Source organism: Arthrobacter sp. Ha26 (genome assembly GCF_059091705.1).
The window spans coordinates 394,621-419,993 of the sequence record NZ_JBNHGX010000002.1; the positions used below are offsets into that span (position 1 = coordinate 394,621).

The 25,373-nt window shown below is 65.5% G+C and carries 27 protein-coding genes, 1 tRNA gene and 1 pseudogene; 6 read left to right on the forward strand and 23 right to left on the reverse strand.

Annotation, left to right across the window (positions count from 1 at the left end):
• Nucleotides 1-35: 35 nt before the first annotated feature.
• Nucleotides 36-475: pseudogene (locus AC5RVY_RS07365) on the reverse strand (SRPBCC family protein).
• A 139-nt stretch (nucleotides 476-614) separates the two neighbouring features.
• Between AC5RVY_RS07365 and AC5RVY_RS07370 the strand changes: the two are divergent.
• Nucleotides 615-1,064, forward strand: coding sequence for a transferase (locus AC5RVY_RS07370; protein ID WP_493954045.1), 450 nt, complete (start codon nucleotides 615-617; stop codon nucleotides 1,062-1,064).
• A 4-nt stretch (nucleotides 1,065-1,068) separates the two neighbouring features.
• On the opposite strand, the gene AC5RVY_RS07375 is transcribed toward AC5RVY_RS07370, so the two are convergent.
• The 16 genes from AC5RVY_RS07375 to arfA all read right to left on the reverse strand — a co-directional run bounded on the left by AC5RVY_RS07375 (nucleotide 1,069) and on the right by arfA (nucleotide 13,977).
• Entirely contained in the window at nucleotides 1,069-2,160 is a 1,092-nt protein-coding gene (locus AC5RVY_RS07375; protein ID WP_493954046.1) for a HoxN/HupN/NixA family nickel/cobalt transporter, read from the reverse strand.
• Nucleotides 2,160-2,990, reverse strand: coding sequence for an urease accessory protein UreD (locus AC5RVY_RS07380; RefSeq protein WP_493954047.1), 831 nt, complete (start codon nucleotides 2,988-2,990; stop codon nucleotides 2,160-2,162). The genes AC5RVY_RS07375 and AC5RVY_RS07380 overlap by 1 nt, the downstream gene beginning before the upstream one ends.
• A 146-nt stretch (nucleotides 2,991-3,136) precedes the next feature.
• Nucleotides 3,137-3,754 (reverse strand): urease accessory protein UreG, encoded by a 618-nt coding sequence (ureG, locus tag AC5RVY_RS07385; protein ID WP_493954048.1) that lies wholly within the window; start codon nucleotides 3,752-3,754, stop codon nucleotides 3,137-3,139.
• Between the two features lie 26 nt (nucleotides 3,755-3,780).
• The gene (locus AC5RVY_RS07390; RefSeq protein WP_493954049.1) at nucleotides 3,781-4,446 is read right to left on the reverse strand and encodes an urease accessory protein UreF; all 666 of its coding nucleotides are present in this window, start codon (nucleotides 4,444-4,446) and stop codon (nucleotides 3,781-3,783) included.
• 207 nt (nucleotides 4,447-4,653) lie between these two features.
• Nucleotides 4,654-5,133: an urease accessory protein UreE gene (gene ureE / locus AC5RVY_RS07395; protein ID WP_493954050.1), complete on the reverse strand. Its 480-nt coding sequence runs from the start codon at nucleotides 5,131-5,133 to the stop codon at nucleotides 4,654-4,656.
• Nucleotides 5,134-5,153: 20 nt separating this feature from the next.
• Nucleotides 5,154-6,926 carry an urease subunit alpha gene (ureC, locus tag AC5RVY_RS07400; RefSeq protein WP_493954051.1) on the reverse strand — a complete coding sequence of 591 codons (1,773 nt, stop codon included), beginning with the start codon at nucleotides 6,924-6,926 and terminating at the stop codon, nucleotides 5,154-5,156.
• Entirely contained in the window at nucleotides 6,923-7,261 is a 339-nt protein-coding gene (locus AC5RVY_RS07405) for an urease subunit beta (protein ID WP_493954052.1), read from the reverse strand. The genes ureC and AC5RVY_RS07405 overlap by 4 nt, the downstream gene beginning before the upstream one ends.
• A 10-nt stretch (nucleotides 7,262-7,271) precedes the next feature.
• Nucleotides 7,272-7,574, reverse strand: coding sequence for an urease subunit gamma (locus AC5RVY_RS07410; protein ID WP_066273243.1), 303 nt, complete (start codon nucleotides 7,572-7,574; stop codon nucleotides 7,272-7,274).
• 88 nt (nucleotides 7,575-7,662) lie between these two features.
• Nucleotides 7,663-8,097 carry an SRPBCC family protein gene (locus AC5RVY_RS07415; protein ID WP_493954053.1) on the reverse strand — a complete coding sequence of 145 codons (435 nt, stop codon included), beginning with the start codon at nucleotides 8,095-8,097 and terminating at the stop codon, nucleotides 7,663-7,665.
• Between the two features lie 36 nt (nucleotides 8,098-8,133).
• Nucleotides 8,134-8,463: a YciI family protein gene (locus AC5RVY_RS07420; RefSeq protein ID WP_493954054.1), complete on the reverse strand. Its 330-nt coding sequence runs from the start codon at nucleotides 8,461-8,463 to the stop codon at nucleotides 8,134-8,136.
• Nucleotides 8,464-8,544: 81 nt separating this feature from the next.
• A complete protein-coding gene (locus AC5RVY_RS07425; protein ID WP_493954055.1) occupies nucleotides 8,545-9,522 on the reverse strand; it encodes a TIGR03086 family metal-binding protein in 978 nt (325 codons plus the stop codon).
• Nucleotides 9,522-9,842 (reverse strand): ArsR/SmtB family transcription factor, encoded by a 321-nt coding sequence (locus tag AC5RVY_RS07430; RefSeq protein WP_493954056.1) that lies wholly within the window; start codon nucleotides 9,840-9,842, stop codon nucleotides 9,522-9,524. The genes AC5RVY_RS07425 and AC5RVY_RS07430 overlap by 1 nt, the downstream gene beginning before the upstream one ends.
• Nucleotides 9,843-10,027: 185 nt before the next feature.
• Nucleotides 10,028-10,579: a cysteine hydrolase family protein gene (locus tag AC5RVY_RS07435; protein WP_493954057.1), complete on the reverse strand. Its 552-nt coding sequence runs from the start codon at nucleotides 10,577-10,579 to the stop codon at nucleotides 10,028-10,030.
• Nucleotides 10,580-10,706: 127 nt separating this feature from the next.
• Nucleotides 10,707-11,711 (reverse strand): LacI family DNA-binding transcriptional regulator, encoded by a 1,005-nt coding sequence (locus AC5RVY_RS07440; protein WP_493954058.1) that lies wholly within the window; start codon nucleotides 11,709-11,711, stop codon nucleotides 10,707-10,709.
• A 103-nt stretch (nucleotides 11,712-11,814) separates the two neighbouring features.
• Entirely contained in the window at nucleotides 11,815-12,405 is a 591-nt protein-coding gene (locus AC5RVY_RS07445; protein WP_493954059.1) for an HhH-GPD-type base excision DNA repair protein, read from the reverse strand.
• Nucleotides 12,406-12,486: 81 nt separating this feature from the next.
• A complete protein-coding gene (arfA, locus tag AC5RVY_RS07450) occupies nucleotides 12,487-13,977 on the reverse strand; it encodes an arabinosylfuranosidase ArfA (RefSeq protein WP_493954274.1) in 1,491 nt (496 codons plus the stop codon).
• A 408-nt stretch (nucleotides 13,978-14,385) separates the two neighbouring features.
• Between arfA and AC5RVY_RS07455 the strand changes: the two genes are divergently transcribed.
• Nucleotides 14,386-15,405: an ANTAR domain-containing protein gene (locus tag AC5RVY_RS07455; protein WP_493954060.1), complete on the forward strand. Its 1,020-nt coding sequence runs from the start codon at nucleotides 14,386-14,388 to the stop codon at nucleotides 15,403-15,405.
• A 22-nt stretch (nucleotides 15,406-15,427) separates the two neighbouring features.
• Here the strand turns inward: AC5RVY_RS07455 and araA are convergent, their stop codons facing one another.
• From araA to AC5RVY_RS07480, 5 genes are all read right to left on the reverse strand, one after another.
• On the reverse strand, nucleotides 15,428-16,948 hold the full coding sequence (araA, locus tag AC5RVY_RS07460; RefSeq protein ID WP_493954061.1) for an L-arabinose isomerase: 1,521 nt from the start codon (nucleotides 16,946-16,948) through the stop codon (nucleotides 15,428-15,430).
• A 42-nt stretch (nucleotides 16,949-16,990) separates the two neighbouring features.
• Nucleotides 16,991-17,710: an L-ribulose-5-phosphate 4-epimerase gene (locus tag AC5RVY_RS07465; RefSeq protein WP_493954062.1), complete on the reverse strand. Its 720-nt coding sequence runs from the start codon at nucleotides 17,708-17,710 to the stop codon at nucleotides 16,991-16,993.
• A complete protein-coding gene (gene araB / locus AC5RVY_RS07470; RefSeq protein WP_493954063.1) occupies nucleotides 17,707-19,467 on the reverse strand; it encodes a ribulokinase in 1,761 nt (586 codons plus the stop codon). The genes AC5RVY_RS07465 and araB overlap by 4 nt, the downstream gene beginning before the upstream one ends.
• 328 nt (nucleotides 19,468-19,795) lie before the next feature.
• Nucleotides 19,796-20,809, reverse strand: a complete 1,014-nt coding sequence (locus AC5RVY_RS07475) for a LacI family DNA-binding transcriptional regulator (RefSeq protein WP_493954064.1) — start codon at nucleotides 20,807-20,809, stop codon at nucleotides 19,796-19,798.
• Nucleotides 20,810-20,925: 116 nt separating this feature from the next.
• Nucleotides 20,926-20,998 (reverse strand) — tRNA-Lys (locus AC5RVY_RS07480).
• A gap of 178 nt (nucleotides 20,999-21,176) precedes the next feature.
• Between AC5RVY_RS07480 and AC5RVY_RS07485 the strand changes: the two genes are divergently transcribed.
• From AC5RVY_RS07485 to AC5RVY_RS07500, 4 genes are all read left to right on the forward strand, one after another.
• Nucleotides 21,177-21,836: a hypothetical protein gene (locus AC5RVY_RS07485; protein ID WP_493954065.1), complete on the forward strand. Its 660-nt coding sequence runs from the start codon at nucleotides 21,177-21,179 to the stop codon at nucleotides 21,834-21,836.
• A 370-nt stretch (nucleotides 21,837-22,206) separates the two neighbouring features.
• Nucleotides 22,207-22,824 carry a DUF47 domain-containing protein gene (locus tag AC5RVY_RS07490; RefSeq protein ID WP_493954066.1) on the forward strand — a complete coding sequence of 206 codons (618 nt, stop codon included), beginning with the start codon at nucleotides 22,207-22,209 and terminating at the stop codon, nucleotides 22,822-22,824.
• A gap of 1 nt (nucleotide 22,825) precedes the next feature.
• Nucleotides 22,826-23,839 carry an inorganic phosphate transporter gene (locus AC5RVY_RS07495; RefSeq protein WP_493954067.1) on the forward strand — a complete coding sequence of 338 codons (1,014 nt, stop codon included), beginning with the start codon at nucleotides 22,826-22,828 and terminating at the stop codon, nucleotides 23,837-23,839.
• Between the two features lie 226 nt (nucleotides 23,840-24,065).
• Nucleotides 24,066-24,470 (forward strand): hypothetical protein, encoded by a 405-nt coding sequence (locus tag AC5RVY_RS07500; protein WP_493954068.1) that lies wholly within the window; start codon nucleotides 24,066-24,068, stop codon nucleotides 24,468-24,470.
• Nucleotides 24,471-24,563: 93 nt separating this feature from the next.
• Here AC5RVY_RS07500 and pstB read toward each other — a convergent pair whose 3' ends face one another.
• Nucleotides 24,564-25,343: a phosphate ABC transporter ATP-binding protein PstB gene (pstB, locus tag AC5RVY_RS07505; RefSeq protein ID WP_050056681.1), complete on the reverse strand. Its 780-nt coding sequence runs from the start codon at nucleotides 25,341-25,343 to the stop codon at nucleotides 24,564-24,566.
• Between the last annotated feature and the right edge of the window lie 30 nt (nucleotides 25,344-25,373).

Below are 25,373 nucleotides of genomic sequence, written 5' to 3' on the forward strand. Positions count from 1 at the left end.
CGCCCACGCACCTGCGGGTCGGCTTGGAGGGGGTTCTAGGCAGCAGCGCGGGAGTTGAGGGTGTTCCTGATCCCGTTCAGTGCAGGGTCCGCAACGACATAAACGCCGGTTTCAGGAGCGGCTGGATGATCTTGGCGGGACCCTTGATGCTGAATTCGGCCGTGTACTTAACCACCGAACCCCCGCCGGCCGGGCTCACGTCGATGGAGTCGAACGCGGTGACTGTCCTGTTCTCACCACGAAGCTTGATGTGGTTGGCCGTCAGTTCGATGACCTCGTATTCCAGGGACTGCCGTTTGCCGCGGAACTCGGACTCCGCGTGGTACCTGTGGCCCACGGCCACGGTGCCCGGCGTGAGCTTGTCCATCACGGGGGTGCTCGGATCCCACTCGCTGGTGTTTTCGAACTCCCGCATGTACGCAAAGGCCTGGTCGGCGGGCAGGTTGGTTTCCACGCTTCCGGAGACTGTGATCATCACCCAAGTGTAGGAACCGTACCGTCGCAAGCCCACCCCTCTTGCCTACAGGACTTCGCACCCCCACCGGGAATCCCTTTGAGTTGTGGACCGTTAACTGAATGTGCGGAAGAGTCCGCGCCTTCAGACGAGGGATTGAATGAACGCGAAGTTTGTATCAGTTGAAGACGACGCCGGGAAGGTCACCCGCTACGCCCGCCATGCCAACGGCGGCGGCCTTATCGCTCCCGGCGCCACAGTGGCCGATAACGCACGCATCGGTCCGATGACCTATGTGGAGCACGGTGCCCGGATCGGTTCCGGCTGCCGGATTGGGCATGGCAGCTGGATTGACCGTGATGCCAACATTGGCGACCGCACGGTCATCGGGGACGGCGTTCGGATTGGCCGTGGAACCGTGGTTGGAAGCCGGGTGCATATCGGCAGCCATTCCCGGATTGGCTCCGGCGTCCTGATCGAGCACGGGGTGCACCTGCACGCGGACACTACAGTTGCCGAGGGCGGGCACGTTCCGATGAGTGCGCGGGCACGCGTGGACCAGGCGAAGAACCGACCGCATGGCAAGAGCAAGGGCCGGATGGCGGCTTGACTTCTTAGTGCCGGGAGCCGCCGAGGTGCCGGGACCTGCCGAGCAGCCGCCCCTGTACTGCCGCAGCTCCCCACAGCCCCAGCAGCAGTGCCACCAGTAACAGTCCGGCGTCACCCAGGTCGATGGATCCAAGCCACAAGGTCTCGGAATCTTCGAGGGATAAGGCCGCGTTGATGAATCCGCCCAGGGTAATGGCGGACATGAACAACGCGGACACGGCGGAGATACCGGTGACCAGGGCGTTGAAGCCGAGTTTCCGTTGCGGGTCAGCCAGTGCCGATCGGTACATCCGCATCATGGCCATGCCGTTGACCGAGTCGCACAGGGTCATGGCGGCCGTGAAGGCGAGCGGCAGCGCCAGCAGGGCGAAGGGCGGCACTCCGGCGAGGGACGCCGCCGTCGTGATCATCAGCAGCCCGATGGTGGTGGCGGTGTCAAAGCCGAGGCCGAACAGGAAACCGATCACGTAGATGTTCCGCGGCCGCCGCACACTGGACAGCGGCCGGGCAAGAATACGCGCCACCAGCCCCCGCGGCTCGAGATCTGCGGCATCGATTGCCGCGCCGGCACGCGCCCGGCGGTAGGCGCTGGCGGAGCGGGCGAAGGCCGAGCCGTTGAACAGGCCCATCGCGAGCAGGAACAGCCCTGAAACACCGCTGCCGATCAGGCCGAGCACCAGGTTGCCGGCGGATCCGTCCTGCATCAAATCCCCCGCCAGGGCAGCGCCGGCGATCACCAGCACACCGGCCAGCGTCACCACGGAACTGTGGCCAAGGCTGAACGCGAACCCGACGCTTACGGGGTCCTGGCGGTCTGCCACGAACTTGCGGGTTGAATTGTCAATGGCCGCGAGGTGGTCCCAGTCGTAGCTGTGCTTCACCCCGGCGAGGTATGCCGTCAGGACCAGTCCCCACGCGAGTGCCGGCGCACCGGTCCCGCCCGGACCGGCTCCGGTGCCTGCGTTGCCCGCCAGCAGAAGTACGACGGCGGCTGCGTGCAGGGCGGCCACGGCACCGAACATCCACAGCAGGCGGGTCCGCTGCGGCAGCGTCTCCCGCTGGCGGTACAGCCTGGCGATGTTCGGGATAGCTGTCATCAGTGCTTCCTCAGATCCAGGGGTTCCTGCCCGAACCAGCATTTCCGGAGCAGGGCAGTGCAAGCACCCAGCAGGAGGTTCAGTTCTCCGGTGCTGTTCGAGAGTGCGCGCAGCACCAGCCCCGTGGTTCCTGCGATGCTGCGGGTGAGGGAGATCCCGGTGACTGCGGCATTTTTGGACGTCAGCTGGTGCAGTTCATCGGCGAGCGCCTGGTTCACCCGCGGGTCCACAGCAACCAGCGAACCGAGGTGGCTGAATCCCTCCATGAATCCGAGCCCGGTGATGTCGCCGGCCGGGGGCCGGATCAGCAGGTTGTCCAGTGCCAGCAGCTGGCTGGAATGGTCCATTTCAACGTGGATCTCGTTCCGCAGCCGCACTTCCTCGTACCGGAACGCGGCCCCGTCCGGCGACCACCCTGGCGTGACCACTTCCGCCATCACCAGGGTCGACGACGGCCGCACTGTCACAGAGGTCCGTTGCCGGTAGCTGGCCTCACGGTAGGCAATGAGCTGGTCAGGGACATACTCCAGCCGGGCCCCCTCCCCCAACCGCACAGCCATCCGCTGTTCGGCAAAGGACCCGGGAGTCCGGTAAACCTTGGTAGCGGACTGGGTGGTCAGCAAAAGATCCGCACCATCCCCGACCTCGACATCCAGCAGAAAGAGATCCGCCCCCAGATAAGCCCCGCCAGGATTCACGACGACATAACAAACCTGCCCGGAGTCGTCGAGGTAGTGAGGCCGGACAATCCTCAAAGCGCCCCGGTGATACTGGTGCTCCGCGAAGGAACGCCCCGTACGCTCGGCGACCCGAAGCTCAAGCTCGCCCATGGGTGGTTGTCTGTGGCTGGGTCCAGCGGCTTCGCCGGATTTGGGACCGTGCCCGCTTCGCGGTGCCCACCACGCCGCGGCCCCCAAATCCGGCCTCGCCGCCTCTGCAGTCACCTCACCTTCAGGCGCCACTTGGGGAACCGTCGTCACTGAGCGAGGTCTAGCATGAGGACGTCGTGGCGTATCCAATCGATGACCTTTTCCAGCCCTTCGTCGGTTTTAAGGTTTGTGAAGCAGAACGGCTTAGACCCGCGGAACTCTTTGGAGTCCCGTTCCATGACCGACAGGTCAGCCCCGACGTGGGGTGCGAGGTCTGTTTTGTTGATGATGAAGAGGTCGGACTTGATCATGCCCTGGCCGGCCTTGCGGGGGATTTTTTCACCTTGGGCTACGTCGATGATGTAGATGGAGAAGTCGACCAGTTCGGGGCTGAAGGTGGCGGAGAGGTTGTCGCCGCCGGATTCGACGAAGATGACCTGCAGGTCGGGGTGCCGGGCTTTGAGTTCGTCGATGGCGACGGTGTTCATGGAGGTGTCTTCGCGGATGGCGGTGTGCGGGCAGCCGCCGGTTTCGACCCCGATGATGCGGTCCACGGGGAGGATGCCGTTGGCTGCGAGGATTTTGGCGTCCTCGATGGTGTAGATGTCGTTGGTGATGGCGGCCATGGAGATTTCGCCGCTCATGTGCCGGGTGAGCCTCTCCACGAGCTGGGTTTTGCCTGCACCGACGGGGCCGCCGATACCGATTTTGATAGGTTCGTTCATCTTTTCTCCTTGAACTTAAAGCACAGTTAGCTCATGAACATCCGCGCACGTTGGCGTTCGTGCCGCATTTGCGAGATTTCCAGTCCGGGGCTGACGGCCCCCAGGTGGTCCGGCGCCAGGTGCGGGATCTGCTCGACGGCGGCAGCAACGGCGTCGGCCGCTTGCCGTAGGATCCGCTGCCCGGCGTTTTGGCCCAGCGGGATGGCGCGGACGGCGTTCTGCGTCAGGGACGTGACGGTGGCGAACAGGTACGCGGCGAGCGCCTCCTGGAGCGGCACCCCGAGCGAGCGGGCGACGACGGCGAATGCCAGCGGCTGATGCCCCGCAGAGCGGCCGCCGGCCACCAAGTCCCGGTACAGTTCCAGCGCAGGCGAGGGAAAGACCTCCGCCCCAATCTCAAGCAACCGGAGCCCCATCTTCACACTGGCCTCCCGAACCTGCCGGGGCAAAAGAGAAGCAGACAAAAGAGCATCCAGTTCTCCGAGATCAACACCCTCATAAAGAAACCGAATGGCCAACCCATCAGAATAGGTCAACTGCTGCCCGATAAACGCACCAAGCCAGACCCCAAAACCAGCCTCATCAGCGATCACTCCGCCGTCGACATAGGTCTCGAACCCCAGGGAGTGAGCAAAAGCCCCAGTAGGAAGCGCAGAGTCAACCAACTGCTGCAGGGCGAGCTGGTAACTCATGTAAGGCACCTCGACGGAAGGCGACCTTTCGAATCGGCGGAGGCGGGAGATAGGGGCCGCGGCGTGGCGGGCCGCGCGGGGGGCCCACAGGCGCGAGGGCCCCGGCCCGAGCTTGCGAGGGTTGGGAGCGCCTGGGGACGGGCACGGCCCCTATCTCCCGCCGAAGCCCCCGAGGCGCACACGGTGAAAGGAGCCGAAGGCGATGAATTAGTGCGAGTGCTCAGCATGGCGGAAAGGTACAGGCATGACGCGTTCCTGGCGGGTAAAGGGCGCACCCACGTGGACAAGGTAGTCCTCGACGGTGTGGTCGTAGGCGCACACCATGACGTCCGCCCCATACTCCGAGGACGCGTCGAAGAACTGGGCCTGGAGGTGCCGGTTGCCGAGCGAGTGTGACACGACGCCCATCTCATACATGGACCGCGGCGCGATCACGAGGACGTCGGTGGGCAGCACGGATACCACGATCATGTTGGTCTCTTCGACGTGCAGGATGTCGCCGTCGCGCAGGTCGCCGGAGCCGGAGGGGAGCCGGATGCCGATCTCCTTGCCGTGGTCGGTGGTGGCACGTTGGATGCGTTTGACCAGTTGGGTGCTGGGCAGGACCACTTTTTCCTGGTGCAGATGGGCGTAGGCGTGCGGGTCCGGCAGTTCGTGCAGATTGCCGAGGACTTTGTCGATGATCACGTGGGCTCCGGGGATGGAAGTTAGAACAGGAAGTAGCGCTGGGCCATGGGCAGGACGTCGGAGGGCTCGCAGGTGACGTTCTCGCCGTCGACCGTTACCTGGTAGGTTTCCGGGTCCACCTGGATGTCCGGCGTGGCGTCGTTGTATTTGAGGTCGGCCTTGGTGAGGGTGCGGATCCCCGAGACGGGCCGGATGACCTTCTCCAGGCCGAGTTCGTGGGGTACGCCGGCGTCTATGGCGGCCTGTGACAGGAACGCGATGGAGCACTGTTGAATGGCCTTGCCGAACGCGCCGAACATGGGGCGCATGGTCCGTGGCTGCGGGGTGGGGATGGAGGCATTGGCGTCGCCCATGAGTGCGTAGGCGATGTGGCCGCCCTTGAGTACGAGCTCAGGTTTCACGCCGAAGAAGGCCGGGTCCCACAGCACCAGGTCCGCGAATTTGCCCTCTTCCACGGAGCCGACGGAGTCGGCGATGCCCTGCGCGATGGCCGGGTTGATGGTGTACTTGGCCACGTAGCGCTTGAGCCGGAAGTTATCGCTGTCCGCGCCCAGGCCTGCCTCGGAACCGTGTACTCCGGCCGCTTCGTCCCCCCGGGGGTCCTGCAATACTCCGCGCTGCTTCTTCATCTTGTCCGCCACCTGCCAGGTGCGGGTGATGACCTCGCCTACGCGGCCCATCGCTTGGGAGTCGGAGGAGGTGATGGAGAAGATGCCAAGGTCCTGCAGCACGTCCTCGGCGGCGATGGTTTCGGCCCGGATCCGGGAATCGGCAAAGGCCACGTCCTCGGGGATATCCGGGTTGAGGTGGTGGCACACCATCAGCATGTCCAGGTGCTCTTCAATGGTGTTGCGGGTGTAGGGCAATGTGGGGTTGGTGGACGCGGGAAGGACGTTGGGCATCCCGGCAATTTTGATGATGTCCGGGGCGTGGCCCCCGCCGGCGCCCTCGGTATGGAAGGTGTGGATGACGCGGCCGTTGATGGCGCGGATGGTGTCCTCCACGAAGCCGCATTCGTTCAACGTGTCGGTGTGGATGGCCACCTGGACGTCGTATTCGTCCGCCACGGTGAGGGAGGTGTCGATGGAGGAGGTGGTGGATCCCCAGTCTTCGTGCACTTTCAGCCCGATGGCTCCGGCGCGGATCTGCTCAGCCAGGGGCTCGACGGCGGATGCGTGGCCTTTGCCGAACAGGCCGATGTTCATGGGGAACCCCGCGGTGGCCTGCAGCATCCGCTGGATGTGCCATTTCCCGGGGGTCACGGTGGTGGCTTTGGTCCCTTCGGCCGGGCCGGTGCCGCCGCCGATCATGGTGGTCACACCGCTGGTCAATGCCGCGGGGATCTGGTCCGGGGAGATGAAGTGGATGTGGGTGTCCACGCCGCCGGCGGTGAGGATTTTGCGTTCGCCGGCGATGATTTCGGTGCTGGCGCCGATCACGATGTCCACGCCGTCGGTGATCTGCGGGTTGCCGGCTTTGCCGATCCTGAAGATGTGGCCGTCTTTGAGGGCGATATCCGCCTTGTAGATCCCGGTGTAGTCCAGGATGACCGCGTTGGTGATCACGGTGTCCGGGACGTCTGCGCCCTGGACGTTCCCGTCCCGCGTCACCTGGCCGTTCTGGCCCATGCCGTCGCGGATCACCTTGCCGCCGCCGAACACCACTTCCTCGCCGTAGAAGGTGAGGTCTTTCTCGATTTCCAGGAACAGGTCGGTGTCCGCCAAGCGGATCCGGTCGCCCGTCGTCGGGCCGTACAGATCCGCGTATTGCCGGCGGGGGATCTCGAAGCTCACTTGCTGCCTCCTTCAGGGCCGGTGCCGCCGTCGAGCTTTCCATTCACCGCGTTGCTGAGCCCGTAAACCTCACGGCTGCCCCCAAGCTCGATCAGCCGAACGTTCCGGGAGTCCCCCGGTTCGAAGCGCGCCGCAGTTCCCGCCGGGATGTCCAGCCGGCGGCCATAGGCTGCTTCACGGTCGAACGTCAGCGCGGCGTTGGCCTCGGCGAAATGGAAGTGGGACCCTACCTGGACGGGCCGGTCGCCGGTGTTGGTGACCACCACATCGATCGACTCCCGTCCGGCGTTCGCCGTCACGGGCTCGGGCCGAAGGATGTATTCTCCTGGAATCATGGCCAGCCCTTCAGCGGATGGGATCGTGGACGGTGACGAGTTTGGTGCCGTCCGGGAAGGTTGCCTCGATCTGTACGTCGTGGATCATCTCCGGAACGCCTTCCATTACGTCTTCCCGGCCCAGCAACGTGGTGCCGTAACTCATGAGGTCGGCGACGCTGCGGCCGTCCCGGGCGCCCTCGATCAGTTCGTAGCTGATGATGGCCACGGCTTCGGGGTAGTTGAGCTTGAGTCCGCGGGCCTGGCGGCGGCGGGCGAGATCCGCGGCCACCACGATCAAAAGCTTTTCCTGCTCACGCGGCATCAAGTGCATGAGGATCCCTTCAACGGCAAGGCTGGCATGGTTTCTGACCACACTAGGCCGGTCACGTTACCGTCAGGTTTCCGGCAGCCCCTTTCTCCTAACGCGCCTCGATGACGTCCTTCAATCTGTGCAGCTGGGCCACTTCGTTCTGCATGGTCCTGGCCACCAGGGCGTCGAGCACCTTCATGATGCCCGGCAGCTTGAGGTCAAGCACGAAGCGGACAGCAGTGCCGCTGTCCGCTTCGGTCAGGAAGTACTGTCCCTTGGGCCGTGCCGGGCCGGCAATCACCTCAAAGGCGAGCAGCCGGCCGGGCTCCGCGGCCGTGATCCGGTAGTCGCCAGCGATCGGCCTTCCCCGGGGTCCTGTCAGTGTCTGGCTGTAGACGGCACCGGGCTGCCCCGCGTTGCCGCTGGCCAACTCGATTTTCTGGACGCTGTTCCGCCAGGCGGTATTGTTCAGCCCGTCGGCCAGGAAACCGTAGACCTCGACAGCAGGGCGGTGGATGATGATCGAGTTTTCGGCGTGTGCCATTGACTGCCTCTCGTGCCGCCCCGGCGGACTGGTTGCCTACATCTGGATCTCGGCGAGCTCGTAGATCTCAAGCCTGAACTTACCACTGCCCTCGGAGAGGAACGGGTGGCCCGCGGCGAGGGCCTTGGCTTCATCGAGGTTGCCGGCCTCGACCATCGAGTAGCCGTTCAGGTCGGAGGCGTCAGCCGGCTGCCCGTCGTCCGCCACGGCTGCGCGTCCGGCGAACGGGGAGCCGCCGTCGAGCAGTGCCGGCCCCATGTTCTCCATCCAGGAACGCCATGCGGCCATCTGCTGGTCCGATTGCTCGGGGGTGAACTGGTCCATGGGGGTGGCGGGTCCTTTGTAGAGGTACATGAACTTGCTCATGGCATTTCCTTTCTTATTGTTGATGCGGCGGATTGTTGTGCGGCGGATTGTTGTGCGGCCGGATGGCTCAGGGGGGAGTGCTCAGATCCCTGCAACCTGGCGGCCGGTGAAAGCGATGAGCCGGTCAAGGCTGGCCGCTGATTCGTCGACCAGGGTTTCTTCGGCAAAGCTCTTGCCGCGCATTTGCGGGCTGATGGTGTTGCGGGCCAGGCCCAGCACATAGTCGGCGAGGACCGGGGAAACCGGCACGTCCTGTCCCGTGGCCTTGGCAAAGTCCCAGGCGTGGACCAGCAGTTCGAGGTTCAGGATGTTGGCAACGGTGGTTGCCGGGAGTTCGGCGAAGCCTATGTCCAGGGTTCCGTCGGTACCGTTGGCCCGGAACGCCTCCAGTACGGGCTGGGCGGCGTCCGCGATCCGCTTCTCCGGGGCGGCAGAAGGCTGGTCTGCAACGGTCACGCCGAGGGACTTGCCGATGGCCGCAATGGATCCGAAGAGATGGTCCAGCAAGCCGGCCACGGTGAAGTCCTCGCAGGGCGTCGGCAGTGCCAGGTGGGACTCGTTGAGCCCTCCGAGGACCCGCTGGGCAACTGCCAGCGCGGCTTCGGCGCTGGCCAGTTCGTCCATCGGATCGGGGGCTGCCGCCCATGCGTCCGGCCCCGCATCCCCTTCCGAGGCCAGCAGGACGAGGCGCTCCAGGAAGTGGTTCCAGCCCTCAGCGTGGGCCATCTCCTGGTCCCCGGTCAGCCCCTCGTGGATCAGCTGGACGGTAGTGCCGCCCTCGACCGGCTCCAGGTTCACTGTCACGGTGGACGTCCCCGGCGGCAGGGCGTCGTCGCCCTCCCAGCCCCAGGTGTAGACGATCCGCTTGCCAGGTTCGACTTCAGTGAAACTTCCCGCCGCAGAGTGGCCCGGGGTGATAGTCCACCGGTAATCCCCGCCCACGCGGAGGTCCACTCGTGCCGCCACAGTCTTCCAGCGCCGGAGCCGTTCCGGCTCGGTGATGAGGGCGAAAGCGGCGTCCGGATCTATGGGGAGGAATACGGTCTTGTTGAATGTCATCAGAAAGTCCCTTGCGATGGTTGTGGCCCCAACTTGGCAGCATCAGCCACCAGCAGGTCCAGTTCGGTTGTCCAGAAGGCCTCGAATTGTTCGCGCAGCCGGATCATGCCGGCTCCGTCCAGGCGGTAGTACCTGTTCCGCCCGTCTTTCCTGGCTGTCACCAGTCCCACCTCTGTCAGGAGCAGCAGATGCTGGGAAATAGCCGACCTGCTGACCGGAAAGTGGCCGGACAGCTCCGTGACCGTCTTCTCACCCTCCGCCAGGAGCCGAAGCAGTGCCCGCCTGTTCGGCTCCGTTGCGACTTCCAGAAGATCAGGCACAAGAAATACGTTAGCCGCCACTAACGCATTAAGCAAGAGCGAGGCCTCCTCTGGTCGCCTGCGGCGCGCTGAATCTCCCCAGGTTTCAACGCTGGGGTGGCGAGGACGACGGCGTTTCACCGGGACGCGCCGTCGACCGTCCTAAAAGGGGGAGACCCAGAGGTGGAGACCGGAGCTGGGGAGACTCAGCTCTCGAGCCGCGCCAGGATCTCGCTGCTGGACTGGACGGGCTGGCGGTAGGAGGTGGACAGGATGCGGAGCATGTCGGCCGCGTCCTTGCTGTCCTCGGAGGCCATGGCGTCCTTGGCGTAGGTGACCCGGATGTTGTGGGCGAAGGCGTCCGCGCCGGTCTGGGCGATGCAGTTGTGGGTGGAGACGCCGGCGAGCACCACCTCGTCCGCACCCCAGTTGCGGAGACGGGACAGCAGGTTGGTACCCACGAACGCACTGTCCCGCGTCTTGTTCAGCTGGGGCAGGCCGTCGATGGCCAGCCCGGGAACAGCCTGCGCCTGCTCGCTGCCGCGGAAGATAAAGCCCTGGTCGTCATCAAGCATGTTCAGCGTCCAGGTGGACTTGTCCCGCTCGTGTTCCGTGCCCACCATCAAGGCTTTGTGTCCGCTGGCCTTGAACGCCTCCAGCAGCTTGTTGCAGGAAGCCACGAGGCCCTCCTGCTGGGCCGCCAGTTCCGGCGCCTCGAAGTACGCGTTCTGCATGTCGATGACAAGAAGGGCTATCATCCAACGCACCTTTCCGACGTGTTGATCGTCCCGGAAACGTACCCTCCGGATGCCTTGGCGAAACGCCGACCGAGGAAGCCGCGGCGCGGAACGGCCAGGGCGCCGAACGGCCAGGGCGCGGAAAGCCCTAGGGTGCGGATTCGCGGATCTGCAGCTGGAACCCGGCCTCCAAGTGCACGCCCTGCTCCGCTGTTTCACGTCCTTCGATCCTGTCGATGAGCAGGGCGATTGACCGTTCGGCGATTTCGGCCATACCGGGGGAAACAGTGGTGAGGGAGGGCGAGGCGAAGCGGGCCTCGTCGATGTCGTCGAAACCGGCGACGGCCACCTGTTCCGGCACCTCGACGCCGCGGATGAGCAGTCCGTGCATGGCGCCGAGGGCGATGGCATCATTCAGCCCGAAGACCGCGTCAAAGCGGACACCACTGTCCAGGAGTCCGGCAACGGCCGCCGCTCCGCCGTCGCGGCGCCATGCGCAGGGCGTGATCAGCTCAGGATCAAAGGGAATCCCTGCCTTGTCCAGTGCCTTCCGGTAGCCGTTGAGCCGGAACCCGGCGCTTCCGACGGACTCGTCAGGGCGGGCGCCGATGACTGCAATCCGGCGGCGGCCTCCCTCCACCAGGTGCGTGGTCAACGCCGCGGCGGCTTCCTCGTTCTTCATGGTGACCAGGTCGAACCGCGGATCCAGGATGTGTTCCCCCAGCATCACCAGCGGTTTCTTGCCCCGGCCGGCGGCAATGGCGTCAGCGTCCATAACCAGGGGCGTGAACAGCAGGCCGTCGGTCAGCTGCCGGAACGGCCCCTGCAGGGCGCTCCGTTCCACGTCCCCCACCGCGTTCGACTGCTCCACCAGCACCCTGTAGCCGCGCTGCGATGCGGCCTTCATCAGCCTGGAAGCCAGCTCCGCGTAATAGGGGGCAGAGAGGTCGGACAGGACCAGGCCCAGCATGCGGGTCTTGCCGGAACGAAGGCTCCGTGCGGTCAGGTTGGCCTCGTAGCCCAGCTCTGCGATGGCGTCCTGGACCCGCTGCTTGGTGGCAGGACGGATGAACTCGTAATCGTTCAGGACGTTGGAAACCGTCTTCAACGACACACCCGCCGCCCTCGCGACGTCGTTCATGGTGACCGCCATAGTGGCTCCTTCTTGTGGTTCCGCCTGTTCCTGCCATACATCGTTGCAGAAGTTGCCCGTTTGCCGGGAACCCGCCGTCGGACCGGCGGCAGAAGCACTCCGATCAGCCCTTTGTTTTCTCCGCCTTCGCTGCAGCCTTGGCCGCCTGCTTGCTGGCGCGGACTTTCACCAGGGACTCGGGGTCAACGATGTCGGCCACGGAAAGGTAGGAGCCTTCCTCGCCGTAGTGCCCGGCGGCCTCGCGCCACCCCGGTGCCTGGAGGCCGCGCTGCTTGCCCAGCAGGGCCAGGAAGATTTTGGCTTTCTGCTCCCCGAAGCCCGGCAGCGCCTTGAGCCGGCGCAGGACCTCAGGGCCGTCCGGCTGGCCCTTCGTCCAGATCGCGGTGGCGTCGCCGTCCCATTCGTTCTGCACTGCTTCGGCGAGCGCCTGCACCCGCGCCGCCATCGAGCCGGGGAAGCGGTGGACGGCGGGGCGTTCCTTGAACATCTCCACGAAGGCCTGCGGCTCCTGGGAGGCGATGGCATCCGGGGCGATCGATCCGATCCTGGTCCGGATCTTCTCAGGGCCCGCGAACGCCGATTCCATCGTGACCTGCTGATCCAGCAGCATGCCCGTCAGCAACGCAAAAGCATCCTCACTCAACAACTTGTCCGCGGCGGGGTCCCCCGTGATGTGCAGTTCCATGCCGTCCATCCTCGCAGAGTGTTGGCCGGCGCGTCAGCGGGGTGCCGGAGTTGGCTCCCGGCACCCCGCCGCAACTGTTTCCCCTGAAGGCTACCCGGCCACGGCCAGCCGAATCATGGACCAGGAGACGGCAGGGAGCTCGGCGGTGAGCCGGCCGCCGTCGGACGTGACCGAGACGTTCTCGACGGGCAGGACGGAGGTTGAATCATCCGCCGTGGCCTGCCAGTAGGGATCCTTGTTCGAATAGGTGATGGCCTCCACCACCCGCACGTCGCCCAGGCCGGAGACCACGGCGTCCAGGGCGAGTGACTCCGTGGCCGAGCGGTTGACGGCGAACACCACGGCCTCGCCCTTGTCCGCATCGTACGTTGCGACGGCGGACACGGCGGCAAAGTCTTGCGTCTTGCCCCCGCTGACCAGCGGGGATTCGACGGCGAGCTGCAGCACCGTTCCGGCGGCGTGGCGGGAGGTGAGCGCAAACGGGTGGAACGTGGTCTGCTTCCAGGCGCGGCCGCCGGGCTCGGTCATGATGGGGGCGATGACGTTCACCAGCTGCGCCAGGCTGGCCGAGTGCACGCGGTCAGTGTTCTTGAGCAGGGTGACCAGGAGGTCCCCGACCACAACGGCATCTGCCACCGTGTAGGTGTCCTCGAGCAGGACGGGTGCCACCGGCCAGTCCTTGCCCGTGGGCGCCCGGGATGCGTCGCGGCTCATGTGCCAGACGTTCCACTCGTCGAAGGAGATGTTGACCTTCCGGGTGGACTTCTTCACGGACTTCACATGGTCGATGTGGCTCACGATGTCATGGATGAAGGCCTCCATCCGGTGGCCGGCGGACAGGTGTTCCTGCAGGTCCCCGAAGTCCTCGAAGTACTGGTGGGCCGAGATCAGGTCAACCAGCTCGTAGGTTTCGGACAGGACCACGCGCTCCCACTCGCCGAAGGTGCTCATGCTGGGGCCGGAGCTGCCGCAGGCTACCAGCTCAAGACCGGGTTCCACCATCCGCATGCCGCGGGCCGTGTCCGCTGCAAGCCTGCCGTACTCGAGGGCGTTTTTGTGCCCGATCTGCCAGGGCCCGTCCATCTCGTTGCCCAGGCACCACATCTTGATGCCGTAGCCGTTCTCCGCGCCGTTTGACCTGCGCTGCTCCGAAAGGGCCGTGCCGCCGTCGATATTGCAGTATTCCAGCAGGTCCAGCGCCTCCTGCGTTCCGCGGGTGCCCAGGTTCACTGCCATCATGGTTTCGACGCCGGCCTTGGCTGACCACTTGGCGAACTCGTCAACGCCCACCAGGTTCGGGTCCGTGGAGTGCCAGGCCAGATCGAGCCGCACTGGGCGCTGGTCCGCAGGGCCAACACCGTCTTCCCAGCGGTAGCCCGACACGAAGTTGCCTCCCGGATAACGCACAGTGGAGACGCCCAGTTCACGCGTCAACTCCAGCACGTCGCCGCGGAAGCCATCCTCATCCGCAGTTGGGTGTTCCGGCTCGAAGATGCCGGTGTAAACGCACCGCCCGAGGTGCTCCACGAAGGCGCCAAAGGTCCGGCGGCGGACGGGACCCACGGCGAAGGCGGGGTCCATGGTGATTTTTGCCGCTGCCGATCCCGGTTCGGCGGGTGCTGATGCCGGCGATTCCGGTCCGGCCGCTTGGCCGGGGGCGGTGGATTCTGTTGCTGCCACGAAAAACGTCCTCGTTCCTGTTCTTTTACAACGTTATAGAAATATTGTTGGCACTTCCCGGGTGCGAGTCAAGGGCCTGCCTCCGATCGTCCTGGGAAGGGAGGTGGGCAGGGCTCGTCCGGCTGCACGCCACCCACCTGCGGAAACACCGGAAGCAGGCTGGTGCCTGGCAAATCCAAGTAGTACCTAATCTCAAAAACACGTACCGGTTACGCGTTCATGCCAACAGCTGCGCAACTAGATTTTTCTCAGAGAGAAGACGAGTCCTGGCTCGCAGTACTTGGCTCACGAGGGGGTGTGAGACTGGCAATGCATGCACATTACGCAAGCTCCGATTTCCCGGTCCGAAGGACTCGGGTCAAAAGCGGGGCCGGCGACGAGGAGGCCTTCGAGACCAAGGCCTCTCCCCCAGCCGTCGCCGGCCCTCCTGTTTCCGGGCAGGGAGCCAACCATCACCAGCATGGGCCCGCAGCCCACGGAAGTCCCTCGCGCGGGCATTCCGCGCACGCCAGCACACCGGGGAACACCGCTTCTGCACCTAAGGGGCAGCGCAGGGCCCCGGCACCTCAGCACGAAAAGCAGAACGCAATCCTGCTGGACCTGGTGACCGGCGCCCGCACGTTGCGCGATTCCCTTGACTTGCTGGCAACGGCAGCAGCCCGGGCCGTGGTGGGCACGGCAGGCCTGGTCATTGAATGCGGCGTGGTGGTGCGGCAGCCCAAGCGCACCCCGATGATCACCGGAACGTCCGGAGAAGTCATCCGCCTCCTGGAATGGGAGCAGGAAAAGGGCGAAGGGCCCGTCAGTGACGTCCTGGCCGGCGGCCATCCAGTGGCCGTACTGCAGCGCAACGGCGACTTTCGCTGGCCGCGGTACTGTCACGAGTTACAGGCTGCAGCGCTGGGCAGCGTCCTGGGTATGAGGCTCCGCCTGGACCAGGACAACGCGGAAACGGATGACGGCACCGTCCCCGTCCGCGAAACCACTGCGGCCCTCGCATTCTTCGCCCAGGATGCCAAGGCCTTTCCGCTGCAGGTGATCTCGGAGGCACGCTCCTTCGCCGGGCTTGCGGGCAAGAGCCTCCAGATTGCCCTGGACCTCCATAACGCCAAGTCCACGGCATCGGATCTGCGGCTCGCCCTGGACAGCCGCACGTCCATCAACGTTGCCTGCGGCGTGATCATGGCCCAGAACAGGTGTTCCTACCACGAAGCCTTTTCGATCCTCGCGCGGGCCTCCAGCCACCGGAACGTCAAAGTCCGCCGGGTGGCGGAGGACATCCTCGAGCAGTTGCCCGAGGGTCCCCCGCAAGCCCACTTCGGCCGCTAGAAGGGCACCTCCGCCGCCAGGGCTAAATGCCACCGGCCAGTTTGTAGTAGGCGGCGTTCCAGTTCAGGTCCTTCTTGAACTGGCGGATGGTGGTTCCCTCGTCGATGGTGAGCAGTTCGGTTTTGGCGATTTCGGCGAAGTCCTCGAACACGTCCATGCCCACCTGGGTGGACAGCACAGTGTGGTGTGCCGCGCCGGCGGTGAGCCACGCCGCGGCGGAGGTGGCGAAGTCCGGTTTGGGCTGCCACAGTGCACGGGCCACGGGGAGGTTGGGCAGCGGCTGGTCCAGGGGGACGACGTCGACGGCGTTGGCCACCAGGCGGAACCTGTCCCGCATGTCGGACAGGGCGACGACGACGCCCGGGGAGGCGTCGGCGTCGAACACCAGGCGGACGGGGTCCTCCTTGCCGCCAATGCCCAGCGGGTGGATCTCCAAGCGCGGCTTCCCGGCTGTCAGGGAGGGGCAGACCTCCAGCATGTGTGCGCCCAGGATCTTCTCGGCCCCGGGTTCCAGGTGATAGGTGTAGTCCTCCATCAACGAAGCCCCACCCGGCAGGCCGGAACCCATCACCTTCGCGGCACGGACCAGGATGGCCGTCTTCCAGTCCCCTTCCGCGCCGAACCCGTAGCCGGCGGCCATCAGCCGCTGGACAGCCAGGCCGGGGAGCTGGCGGAGCGCGCCGAGGTCCTCGAAGGACGTGGTGAATGCGGCGGATCCATTGGCTTCGAGGAAGCTGCGCAGGCCCAGCTCGATCCGGGCGCCGTACCGCAGGGAGTCGTGACGCGCCGCACCCGCGCGGAGCTCCGGCACCACCTCGTAAAGGTCCTCGTACTCGGCAACGAGCGTGTCGACGTCGGCCTCCGCCGCGCCGTGGACGGCGTCCGCGAGCTCGTTGACGGACCAGGTGTTGACCGCGACGCCGAAGCGCAGCTCCGCCTCGGTTTTGTCGCCCTCGGTGACGGCAACATTGCGCATGTTGTCGCCGAAGCGGGTCAGCTTCAGGGTGCGCACGGCGGCCCAGCCCGCGGCGGCGCGCTGCCACGAACCCACCTGGCGGGCAACCTCAGGGTTGGAAACGTGCCCGACGACGGTCTTCCGGGCAATGCCCAGGCGGGACTGGATGTAGCCGAACTCGCGGTCGCCGTGCGCGGCCTGGTTGAGGTTCATGAAGTCGAAATCGATGTCCGCCCAGGGCAGGTCCCGGTTGGCCTGGGTGTGCAGGTGCAGCAACGGCTTGCGGAGCAGGTCAAGGCCCTGGATCCACATCTTGGCCGGGGAGAACGTGTGCATCCAGGCGGTGACGCCGATGACGGAGTCATCCGAGTTGGCCTCCAGGGCCGTGCGGCGGATGGCGTCGGAATCAGTGAGGACGGGCTTCCACACGATCTTCACGGGGACGGCAGAGGAGGCGTTGAGCTGGTTGGCGATTTCCTGCGACTGGGCGGCCACCTGCTTGAGGACGTCCTCGCCGTAAAGGTGCTGGCTGCCGGTGAGGAACCAGACCTCATAGCCGTGAAGGGAAGTGTTTGCTGCGGTGCTCATGGTTCTCCTGGAGTAGTTTTTGGGATGCCGCGCGGGCGGTTGTTACTGTCCGTAGACGTTCTGGTAGCGGGCGTAGAGGGAGTCGATGTGGCCTTGGTCGATGGGCAGCGGTTCGCCCAGCTGCCGGGAGATGTGGACGGTGCGTGCCACTTCCTCGCACATCACGGCGGCCTTGACTGCCGACTTGGCATCCTTGCCGATGGTGAACGGGCCGTGGTTTTGCATCAGCACCGCGGGTGAGTTCGAGTTCTTCAGCGTTTCCACGATGCCGTGTCCGATCGAGTCGTCGCCGATCAGTGCGAACGGCCCCACCGGAATGGATCCGCCGAACTCGTCGCTCATCATGGTCAGCACGCACGGGATGGCCTCCCCGCGCGCGGCCCAGGCTGTGGCGTAGGTGGAGTGCGTGTGCACCACACCGCCCACCTCCGGCATGTGGCGGTAAACATAGGCATGGGCGGCCGTGTCCGACGACGGCGACAGGGCCGGGTTGCCCCACTCGACGGTCCCGGCACTCCCGCCAAGGGCAGCACCTTTGACAGGCCTTCCGTAGAGGTCCGTGACCACCATCTGTTCCGGCGTCAGGTCCTGGTAGGAGACGCCGGAGGGTTTGATGACCATCAGGTCGCTGCCGGGGACCCGGGCGGAAACGTTGCCCGCGGTCCACACCACCAGTCCATACCGGGTCAGCTCAGCATGCAGGGCGCAGGCCTCCTCCCGGACACGGGCGATGGTTTCCAGGATTCCGGCTTGGGCGCTCATGCGGACACCTCCACAACAGCCTGATCAGCGGCGCCCGCCGCGGGCGAACCGGCAGCTCCCGCAAGGGAACCGTGCGCCTTCCTCTGGATGGCCTTTAGCCGGTGCATGACGTCGTTGCTGCCGCGGCCGAAGTAGTCGTGCAGGGTCCTGTATTCGTGGAACAGTTCCTCATAGGCGGCCACATTTTCGGGGATCGGGGTATACACCTCGCCCGGTTCCGAGCCCATGGCGGCTGCGGCTTCGCGGATGTCCGCATACTTTCCGGCGGCGACCGCCGCGTGGATTGCCGAGCCCAGCGCCGGGCCCTGCGCGGAACCGATGGTGGAGAGCTGCAGCCCGGTGACGTCGGCGTAGATCTGCATCAGGAGCGGATTCTTCAGGAGCCCGCCGGCCACAATGAACTCCTTGACCGGTACCCCGGAAGTGCGGAACGCGTCCACGATGGTGCGGGTGCCAAAGGCGGTGGCTTCCAGCAGGGCCCGGTAGGTGTCCTCGGGGCGCGTGGCCAGGGTCTGCCCGACGATGATCCCGGAAAGCTCGTGGTCCACCAGCACGGACCGGTTGCCCGAGTGCCAGTCCAGGGCGAGGAGGCCGTGTTCGCCGATGGCCTGCCGGGACGCCAGTTGGGTGAGGTACTCGTGGATGCCAACACCGGCTTCCCCGGCGGCGCGGTGGTATTCGGGCGGGACGCCGTACTTGGTGAACCACCCGAAGATGTCGCCGACGCCGGACTGGCCGGCCTCGTAGCCCCAGAGACCGTCCACGATCCCGCCGTCCACAACGCCGCACATGCCCGGCACTTCGCGCAGTTCCGTCCCGTTCATGACGTGGCAGGTGGAGGTGCCCATGATGGCCACCAGCTGGCCGGGATCCACTGCCCGGGCGGCGGGGGCAGTGACGTGGGCGTCCACGTTGCCCACGGCCACGGCGATACCCTCGGGCAGGCCCGTCCAGGCAGCAGCTTCAGCGGTGAGGTAGCCGGCAGCGTCCCCGAGACGGCCGATGGTGTGCTCAAGTTTGGCGCTGACGAAGTCTTTGAACCCGGGGTTCAGGGCCGCCAGGAAGTCCTCTGACGGGTACCGCCCGTCCTGGTAGATGCCCTTGTAGCCGGCGGTGCAGGCGTTGCGGACGTACTGACCGCAGAGCTGCCAGACAATCCAGTCGGCGGCTTCCACCCAGTGGTCCATCTCGGCGTATGCTTCGGGGTCCTCCTCCAGCAGTTGCAGTCCTTTGGCAAACTCCCACTCAGAAGAAATCAGGCCGCCATAGCGCGGCAGCCAGTCCTCGCCGCGCTCGGCGGCCAGCTTGTTGATCCTGTCGGCCTGGCCCTGCGCAGCGTGGTGGCGCCACAACTTCACATAGGCGTGCGGGCGGTTTGCAAAACCAGCCACCTCATTCAGCGGGGTGCCGTCCGCCTTCACGGGCACCATGGTGCAGGCAGTGAAGTCAGTGGCGATTCCGACGACGGCGGCCGGGTCGATCCCTGAGTCCGCCAGGGCTGCCGGTACGGCATGGCGCAGGACATCCCGGTAATCGTTCGGCACCTGAAGCGCCCACTCCCCCGGGAGCCGGATGCTGTTTCCGTCAGCCCCGGCGACGTCCCCGGGAAGGGCGTCGGTGACCACAGCGTGCGGGTAGTCGAACACACCGCTTCCGAGTTCCTTGCCGTCCCGCACCCGCACCACCACGGCACGGCCGGAAAGCGTCCCGTAGTCCACACCAATGACGTAGCTGTCCGTGTCCACATTGACGTCCATAAAAGTTCCTCCAATTAGCTGCCGGAGCTTCGCGGCCCTCCAATTGTGAGCGCTAACAAGCGTGAAGTCAATGACCAGGCAACTGCTCAATGGGCAGGCGAATGGCAAACCTTCTCCGCGAGGGGTAGGGAGATTAGGGAGCGGCAGCAAAACGCCCGCAACAGGAAGGGCGCCATGGGAAGCGTGCAGCCAAGGGAGCGTACTGGTTCCGTCGCATGGCTGGCCGGTCCGCTCTTTACCGGCCTCGGCCTGGGAGCGCATGTGGCGGCCGGCGGTCCGGCGCCCACCCAGATGATCCTCGCGGCTTTGGCCGCGCTGCTGGGGATTGCTAGGCAGGCGGTGCCGCCGCGCTCTCCCGGCGCACCAGTTCGGGGGTGACCACCGTGGAGCTCACGGGGGCACCCGCTTCAATTTCCTTCAACATCGTGTCCATGCAGCGCCTGCCCAACTCCTCGAAGTCCTGGCGCACCGTGGTGAGCGGCGGCGTGAAGTAGCCCGATTCGGGCTGGTCGTCGAACCCCACCACGGAGACGTCGTCGGGCACCCGCACGCCCGCCTCATTGAACGCGCGCAGCACACCAAGGGCCATCTGGTCGTTGCCCACGAACAGCGCTGTTGCCGTCCGTTTTGCCGCCAGCCGGCGCCCAATCGCGTAGCCGCTTCCGGCGCTCCAGTCTCCCTCCACTACCAGGTCATCCTGCAGCCCGGCACGCCGGAGGGCGGCCCGCCAGCCCTCGGTGCGGAGCGCGGCGTCCGTCCAGTCCGCCGGCCCGGCAACGTGCCCAATCCTGCGGTGCCCGCGTTCGATCAGGTGGGCCACAGCAATCTCGGCGCCTCGTTTCTGGTCCACCATCACGCCGCTGACGGCCTCGTTGCCCAGCGAACCTACGGCCACCACCGGCACGCCGGGGTTGAACTCCTCCAGGATGCGCAGTGTTTCGCTATGCGGCACCAGGACGGCGATTCCGTCCACGGCCTGGTCAGTGAAGTGCCGGAGGGCGTCGAAGATCGCGTCCCTGCCGATGGAGCGCAGGGCGGCGATACTAACGAAGTAGCCGGCGTCCCGCGCGGCACGCTCCACTCCCAGCATGGTGTTGGCCGGGCCGTACTGTGACAGCTCACTGCCCAGCACGCCGATGGTCTGCGAGCGCCGGGTCACCAGGCTCCGGGCTGCGGTGTTCCTCCGGTAGCCCAGTTGAGCGATGGCGGATTCCACCTTTTCGCGGGTTGCCTTGCTGACGTTGGGATGGCCGTTAACCACCCTGGAAACCGTCTGGTGCGAAACGCCGGCAAGTTCGGCCACGTCCTCGAGCCGCGGCAGCCGCCCGGTGCTTTTTGTCATGTCCCCATTCTGCCCGTTGTGGCCTGCGCCTGTTACGGCTTGGGCCCGTGGCCTGAACGAAAAATCCCCCGGCGGCCTTGGGAGGCTGCCGGGGGATTCCCGCTCTATTCAAAGAGTGGGCCCTGTGGGGCTCGAACCCACGACCCACGGATTAAAAGTCCGATGCTCTACCAACTGAGCTAAAGGCCCCTGCCGGGCTGTGTCGGCACCGAATGCCGGCCTGCCCGGCCCAATCCATTTCTGGACATTTAATACTCTAACCCATGGTTCCGGCCCCATTGCACGCAAGCCGGAACGCTCCGTGGGCTTTGCCGGCAAGGGTTTCGATGCTCGATTTCCGGGAGCGCACAGGAGTAGCGTGGGTGGCATGAGTGAGCAACCAGGTCCCAAGCCTTACGGCGGCGCCAACCGGCACCATAAGCCCAAGCCTTTCGCCCCCGTGGACTTCGAGCCTTTTGCCGGCGGCGCGGACCCCGCACGAGTGTCCGAAGCCGCCCACCTTGCCGCCCAGGCGCTGGTCCGGCACGGCCGTGACAGCGATGATCCGGCCGTGACGGAGCGGCTGGTGAGGCTTGCCGACGAGCAGGGGCTCGAGGCCATCGCAGAGATGTGGGCGGAGAGCCCGGCCCGGTCCCTTCCCGGGGCGCTCTGGCGCCTCTATGCGTTGCGGGCGGCCACCGTGCAGGACCCAGAGCGCATTTCCGTGTACTTCCGCGCGGGCCGGGATACTGCCCAGGTTTCCAACGTGGTGGCCGGGGCGGCCGAGCCTCCGGGAGCGGATGAAATGAAGACGATGGCGGATGCCATCCTGTCCGGAGCGTTCGACGGCGAGTTCGACGTCGCACTGGAACGTTCCGCCGCATTCTGCCGCGTGGTGGCGCTTGGCCAGGCAACGCTCGCCGATGGTGCCGACCTTGGCAACGAGGCGCACGCGAGCAAGCTCACCCGCAACTCGCACCAGCTGGTGAAAACTGCTGAGGACCTCGAGCACGCCGCCAATGCGTGGCGGCTGGGCGAACTGGACTGACAAGCGCGACCGCTGGGCCGGAAAGTTTCGGTGAGGCCGGTTCCATTGGCCCAAGACCCCGTATCTGTCAATGTTGACTTGGGCCAACCAACGTAGAACACTGAAACTGGTGCCGAGCCGCGAAACCCCCGGGCTTCAACATTCAGCCGCCTAGAGCGGCCTACCGCCGAGAGGCGTATCCGGTTCGGCACCATTTTCATGCCCGCCTTTATGCCGGGCGCCCACCGGCACCAACAGGGCCCGGCTGCCCGCTGTCAGCCCATGTCAGGGGTCCTTTTCCGGGCCGGTAGAGTTAGCGTTGGTTGCGCCGGGGTCACGTCACACGGCAGGCAACCCCCGCCCTGTACTTTTCCCGGAGACCGGTAACTACGTGAAACTGCGCCTTTTTCCCCAGGAGCCCGCCGGGCTGAACCTCTTATCGCAGATGGCACAGCAAATTGTGCTGGGCAGCGCCACCCTGGCTGAAATCCTCGGCGTGCCGGCCGCAGAGCACGGCAGGCTTGTGGAGGACATGCACAACCACGAAGCCCGGTCCGCGGAACTGCATTTCGCCCTCCTGACGCATATGCGCACCAGCTTCGTGAACCCGCTGCCGCGCGAGGACATGTATGCCCTATCGCGCTACCTTAATGAAGCCATCGAGAAGCTGGACGCCGCCGCGGAACTGGTGGCGCTTTACCACCTGGAGCGGCTGCCCAAACGGGCCGCGGACCAGCTGGAGATCATCAGCCGGCAGGCCGAACTGACGGTGGATGCCATGCGGCGCCTGGACAACTTGGACGACCTGGAGGATTACTGGATCGAAATCCTCCGCCTGGCCAAGCGCGCCGAACGGACCCACCGGGTGTGGGTGGCAGACATGATCAGTGACATGAAGTGGGCCCAGTACTCCCGTAACCGCGACATCGCCAACCAACTGGTGGAAGTCACCAAGGACATGCGGCGCATCGCCACCCAGGTAGGCAGCATCATCGTCAAGGAATCCTGAGGTGACCGCAGTCATGTTTGGCACGGTGGTCCTCCTGGCCGCCGTGTTTGCCTTCGTCAACGGCTTCCGCGACGCCTCAACCTCCGTTGCCCTTGCCGTGCGCACCCGGGCACTCACGCCCAGCGTGGCGGTTCTGCTCGCAGCCTTCTTCAACTTTCTCGGCGCACTGGTCAGCGCAAGCCTGGCGGTTGCGGTCAGCCAGACCTGGATCAACCTTCCGGCCGGGACGGACGGGCTCAGCATCCTCCTCGCGGGCCTGGCCAGCGCCATTGCCTGGGGCATCATCCTGTGGTGGCGCGGAATCCCGGCTTCCTCCACCCATGCCCTGGTGGGCGGCCTCGCCGGTGCCGGGCTCGCCAGCCTCGCATTGGGCGGGACGGGAGTCGGAGGAGTGGACCAGTCCTTGCTGTTCCAGGTGGTCCTGCCACTGGTGCTGTCACCGCTGGTGGCCTACAGCGGCGCGTTTATGCTGGTCTTCCCTTCCACCTGGGCCGCCCGGCACACCCAGCCCAACGTGGTGAACCAGCGGTTCCGCAGGAGCCAGTCCATCGCCGCGGGGGCGGTGGCCTTCGGCCATGGCCTGCAGGACGGGCAGCGTGTCAGCGCGGTCCTCCTCCTCGCGCTGCTGGCAGGCGGCTATTCCGACGGCGACTCCATCCCCGTGTGGGTAGCGCTGCTTTCTGCGGTGATGATTACCGCCGGAACGATGTACGGGGGCTGGCGGATCTCGCACACTATCGGCTACAAAATCACCAGGATCGATCCGCTGCGGGGTTCAGTGGCCCAGATCTTCAGCGCCGTGATGCTTTTTGTGGGCGCCATTGGCCTGCACTGGCCGCTGTCCACCACGCACACCGTCACCGCGGCGGTCCTGGGTGCCGGGGAGAACCAGCACTTTTCGGTGACCAACAGGAAACTGGTGATCCGCATCGTGGGGCTCTGGATCCTCACCCCCGTGGCGACGGCCGCCCTCGCCTTTGTCCTGGCGCTGGCGCTGTCGCCGCTGCCCGGATGACACAGACCTACCCGCCGGCGGGTTCCCGGCCGGGGGACACCGCCGTCGTACGCCAGCCTCCATTTAGGGGCAGGACCTGTACAGCCGGAAGCTGGTGACGTAGATTCAAAAGTAGGTCCCGGCGTTGCTGCCGGGCCTGACATCCGCCGCCGGGTGCAGGGCCGCGGAGAACGCCGCTGCAGCAAATCGGCGGCCTGGATGCACAACGTGGAAAAGGCCAGGCGTCATGTCTACCTCGACTCCCCGGCACAACCTTCCCCAGCCCCGGCAAATGCGCTGCGAGCTGTGCGGAACGGAAGACCAGCTCACCGTCCATGCGATCACCGCCATCGGAGCAGCAAACGGGGACCTCGTTACCGTTTCCTACACCTGCAACGAGTGCCGCCGGTTCCAAGAGCACCTCGCGTACGCGGCCGACGTGGCAGCGGCGCTGCGCCAGGTGCGCTGGATGGCAAAGGTGGTGATGTTCGGCGACGAGTACATCCACTGCGGATTCCCCATGGAGGAAGCCGAGTTCGAAATAGAACGCCTGTGCTATCGGAGCAGCAGCGGCGGCGGGCTCAGTACCGTCTCGCTGCCCACCAGGGTGCTGCGCTGCCGCTGCGGCTTCCAGCTCGAAGTCCCCGAGTAGGCGTACGACGACGACCCTCTGGTTCAGCCGGCTGTGGGCCCACGGCCGCAGGGGTCCCCGGGCGAGCGTGCGAGCCTGGGGCGCGGCTGGGGATTATCCGAACCGGCCCGAGACGTAATCCTCGGTGGCCTTCTGCGTGGGGTTGCTGAAGATGGTGTGGGTATCGCCGATTTCGATGAGCTTCCCGGGCTTGCCGGTGCCTGCAATGTTGAAGAACGCCGTGCGGTCCGAAACACGTGCTGCCTGCTGCATGTTGTGCGTCACGATTACCACCGTGTACTGGTCCTTGAGCTCGTTGATGAGGTCTTCGATGGCCAGGGTGGAGATGGGGTCCAGCGCGGAGCACGGCTCGTCCATCAGGATCACCTGCGGCTCCACGGCGATGGCCCGTGCAATGCAGAGGCGCTGCTGCTGGCCGCCGGAGAGGCCCGAACCGGGCTTGTCCAGCCGGTCCTTGACCTCGTTCCAGAGGTTGGCGCCCTTCAGCGAGCGCTCCACCAGGACGTCAGCCTCGCCCTTGGAGATCTTTTTGTTGTTCAGCTTCACGCCCGCCAGCACGTTGTCCCGGATGGACATGGTGGGGAACGGGTTGGGCCGCTGGAAGACCATGCCGATCTGCGAGCGGACGGTGACGGGGTCCACGCCTGGGCCGTACAGGTTGTCGCCGTCGAGGAGCACCTCGCCCTCCACGCGGGCGCCGGGAAGTACCTCGTGCATGCGGTTCAGGGTCCGCAGGAAGGTGGACTTGCCGCAACCGGAGGGGCCGATGAACGCGGTGACGGACTTGGCCTCGATGTTGATGGTGACGTCCTCAACGGCCAGGAAATCGCCGTAGTACACGTTCAGGTCCTTGACGTCGATGCGCTTAGACATGGTGTTCCTTCACTAACTGGGGATGAATTG

What these genes read in the sequence shown, in the direction of transcription:
- AC5RVY_RS07420 (WP_493954054.1), bottom strand. Translation starts at nt 8,463, where the DNA reads ATGAGCAAGTTCATGTACCTCTACAAAGGACCCGCCACCCCCATGGAC.
- AC5RVY_RS07415 (WP_493954053.1), bottom strand. Translation starts at nt 8,097, where the DNA reads ATGGCACACGCCGAAAACTCGATCATCATCCACCGCCCTGCTGTCGAG.
- AC5RVY_RS07465 (WP_493954062.1), bottom strand. Translation starts at nt 17,710, where the DNA reads ATGAGCGCCCAAGCCGGAATCCTGGAAACCATCGCCCGTGTCCGGGAG.
- AC5RVY_RS07475 (WP_493954064.1), bottom strand. Translation starts at nt 20,809, where the DNA reads ATGACAAAAAGCACCGGGCGGCTGCCGCGGCTCGAGGACGTGGCCGAA.
- AC5RVY_RS07390 (WP_493954049.1), bottom strand. Translation starts at nt 4,446, where the DNA reads ATGAGTTACCAGCTCGCCCTGCAGCAGTTGGTTGACTCTGCGCTTCCT.
- AC5RVY_RS07485 (WP_493954065.1), top strand. Translation starts at nt 21,177, where the DNA reads ATGAGTGAGCAACCAGGTCCCAAGCCTTACGGCGGCGCCAACCGGCAC.
- AC5RVY_RS07440 (WP_493954058.1), bottom strand. Translation starts at nt 11,711, where the DNA reads ATGGCGGTCACCATGAACGACGTCGCGAGGGCGGCGGGTGTGTCGTTG.
- pstB (WP_050056681.1), bottom strand. Translation starts at nt 25,343, where the DNA reads ATGTCTAAGCGCATCGACGTCAAGGACCTGAACGTGTACTACGGCGAT.
- AC5RVY_RS07500 (WP_493954068.1), top strand. Translation starts at nt 24,066, where the DNA reads ATGTCTACCTCGACTCCCCGGCACAACCTTCCCCAGCCCCGGCAAATG.
- arfA (WP_493954274.1), bottom strand. Translation starts at nt 13,977, where the DNA reads ATGGACCCCGCCTTCGCCGTGGGTCCCGTCCGCCGCCGGACCTTTGGC.
- araB (WP_493954063.1), bottom strand. Translation starts at nt 19,467, where the DNA reads ATGGACGTCAATGTGGACACGGACAGCTACGTCATTGGTGTGGACTAC.
- AC5RVY_RS07405 (WP_493954052.1), bottom strand. Translation starts at nt 7,261, where the DNA reads ATGATTCCAGGAGAATACATCCTTCGGCCCGAGCCCGTGACGGCGAAC.
- ureG (WP_493954048.1), bottom strand. Translation starts at nt 3,754, where the DNA reads ATGAACGAACCTATCAAAATCGGTATCGGCGGCCCCGTCGGTGCAGGC.
- AC5RVY_RS07375 (WP_493954046.1), bottom strand. Translation starts at nt 2,160, where the DNA reads ATGACAGCTATCCCGAACATCGCCAGGCTGTACCGCCAGCGGGAGACG.
- araA (WP_493954061.1), bottom strand. Translation starts at nt 16,948, where the DNA reads ATGAGCACCGCAGCAAACACTTCCCTTCACGGCTATGAGGTCTGGTTC.
- AC5RVY_RS07455 (WP_493954060.1), top strand. Translation starts at nt 14,386, where the DNA reads ATGCATGCACATTACGCAAGCTCCGATTTCCCGGTCCGAAGGACTCGG.
- AC5RVY_RS07380 (WP_493954047.1), bottom strand. Translation starts at nt 2,990, where the DNA reads ATGGGCGAGCTTGAGCTTCGGGTCGCCGAGCGTACGGGGCGTTCCTTC.
- AC5RVY_RS07370 (WP_493954045.1), top strand. Translation starts at nt 615, where the DNA reads ATGAACGCGAAGTTTGTATCAGTTGAAGACGACGCCGGGAAGGTCACC.
- AC5RVY_RS07425 (WP_493954055.1), bottom strand. Translation starts at nt 9,522, where the DNA reads ATGACATTCAACAAGACCGTATTCCTCCCCATAGATCCGGACGCCGCT.
- AC5RVY_RS07410 (WP_066273243.1), bottom strand. Translation starts at nt 7,574, where the DNA reads ATGCACTTGATGCCGCGTGAGCAGGAAAAGCTTTTGATCGTGGTGGCC.
- AC5RVY_RS07435 (WP_493954057.1), bottom strand. Translation starts at nt 10,579, where the DNA reads ATGATAGCCCTTCTTGTCATCGACATGCAGAACGCGTACTTCGAGGCG.
- AC5RVY_RS07445 (WP_493954059.1), bottom strand. Translation starts at nt 12,405, where the DNA reads ATGGACGGCATGGAACTGCACATCACGGGGGACCCCGCCGCGGACAAG.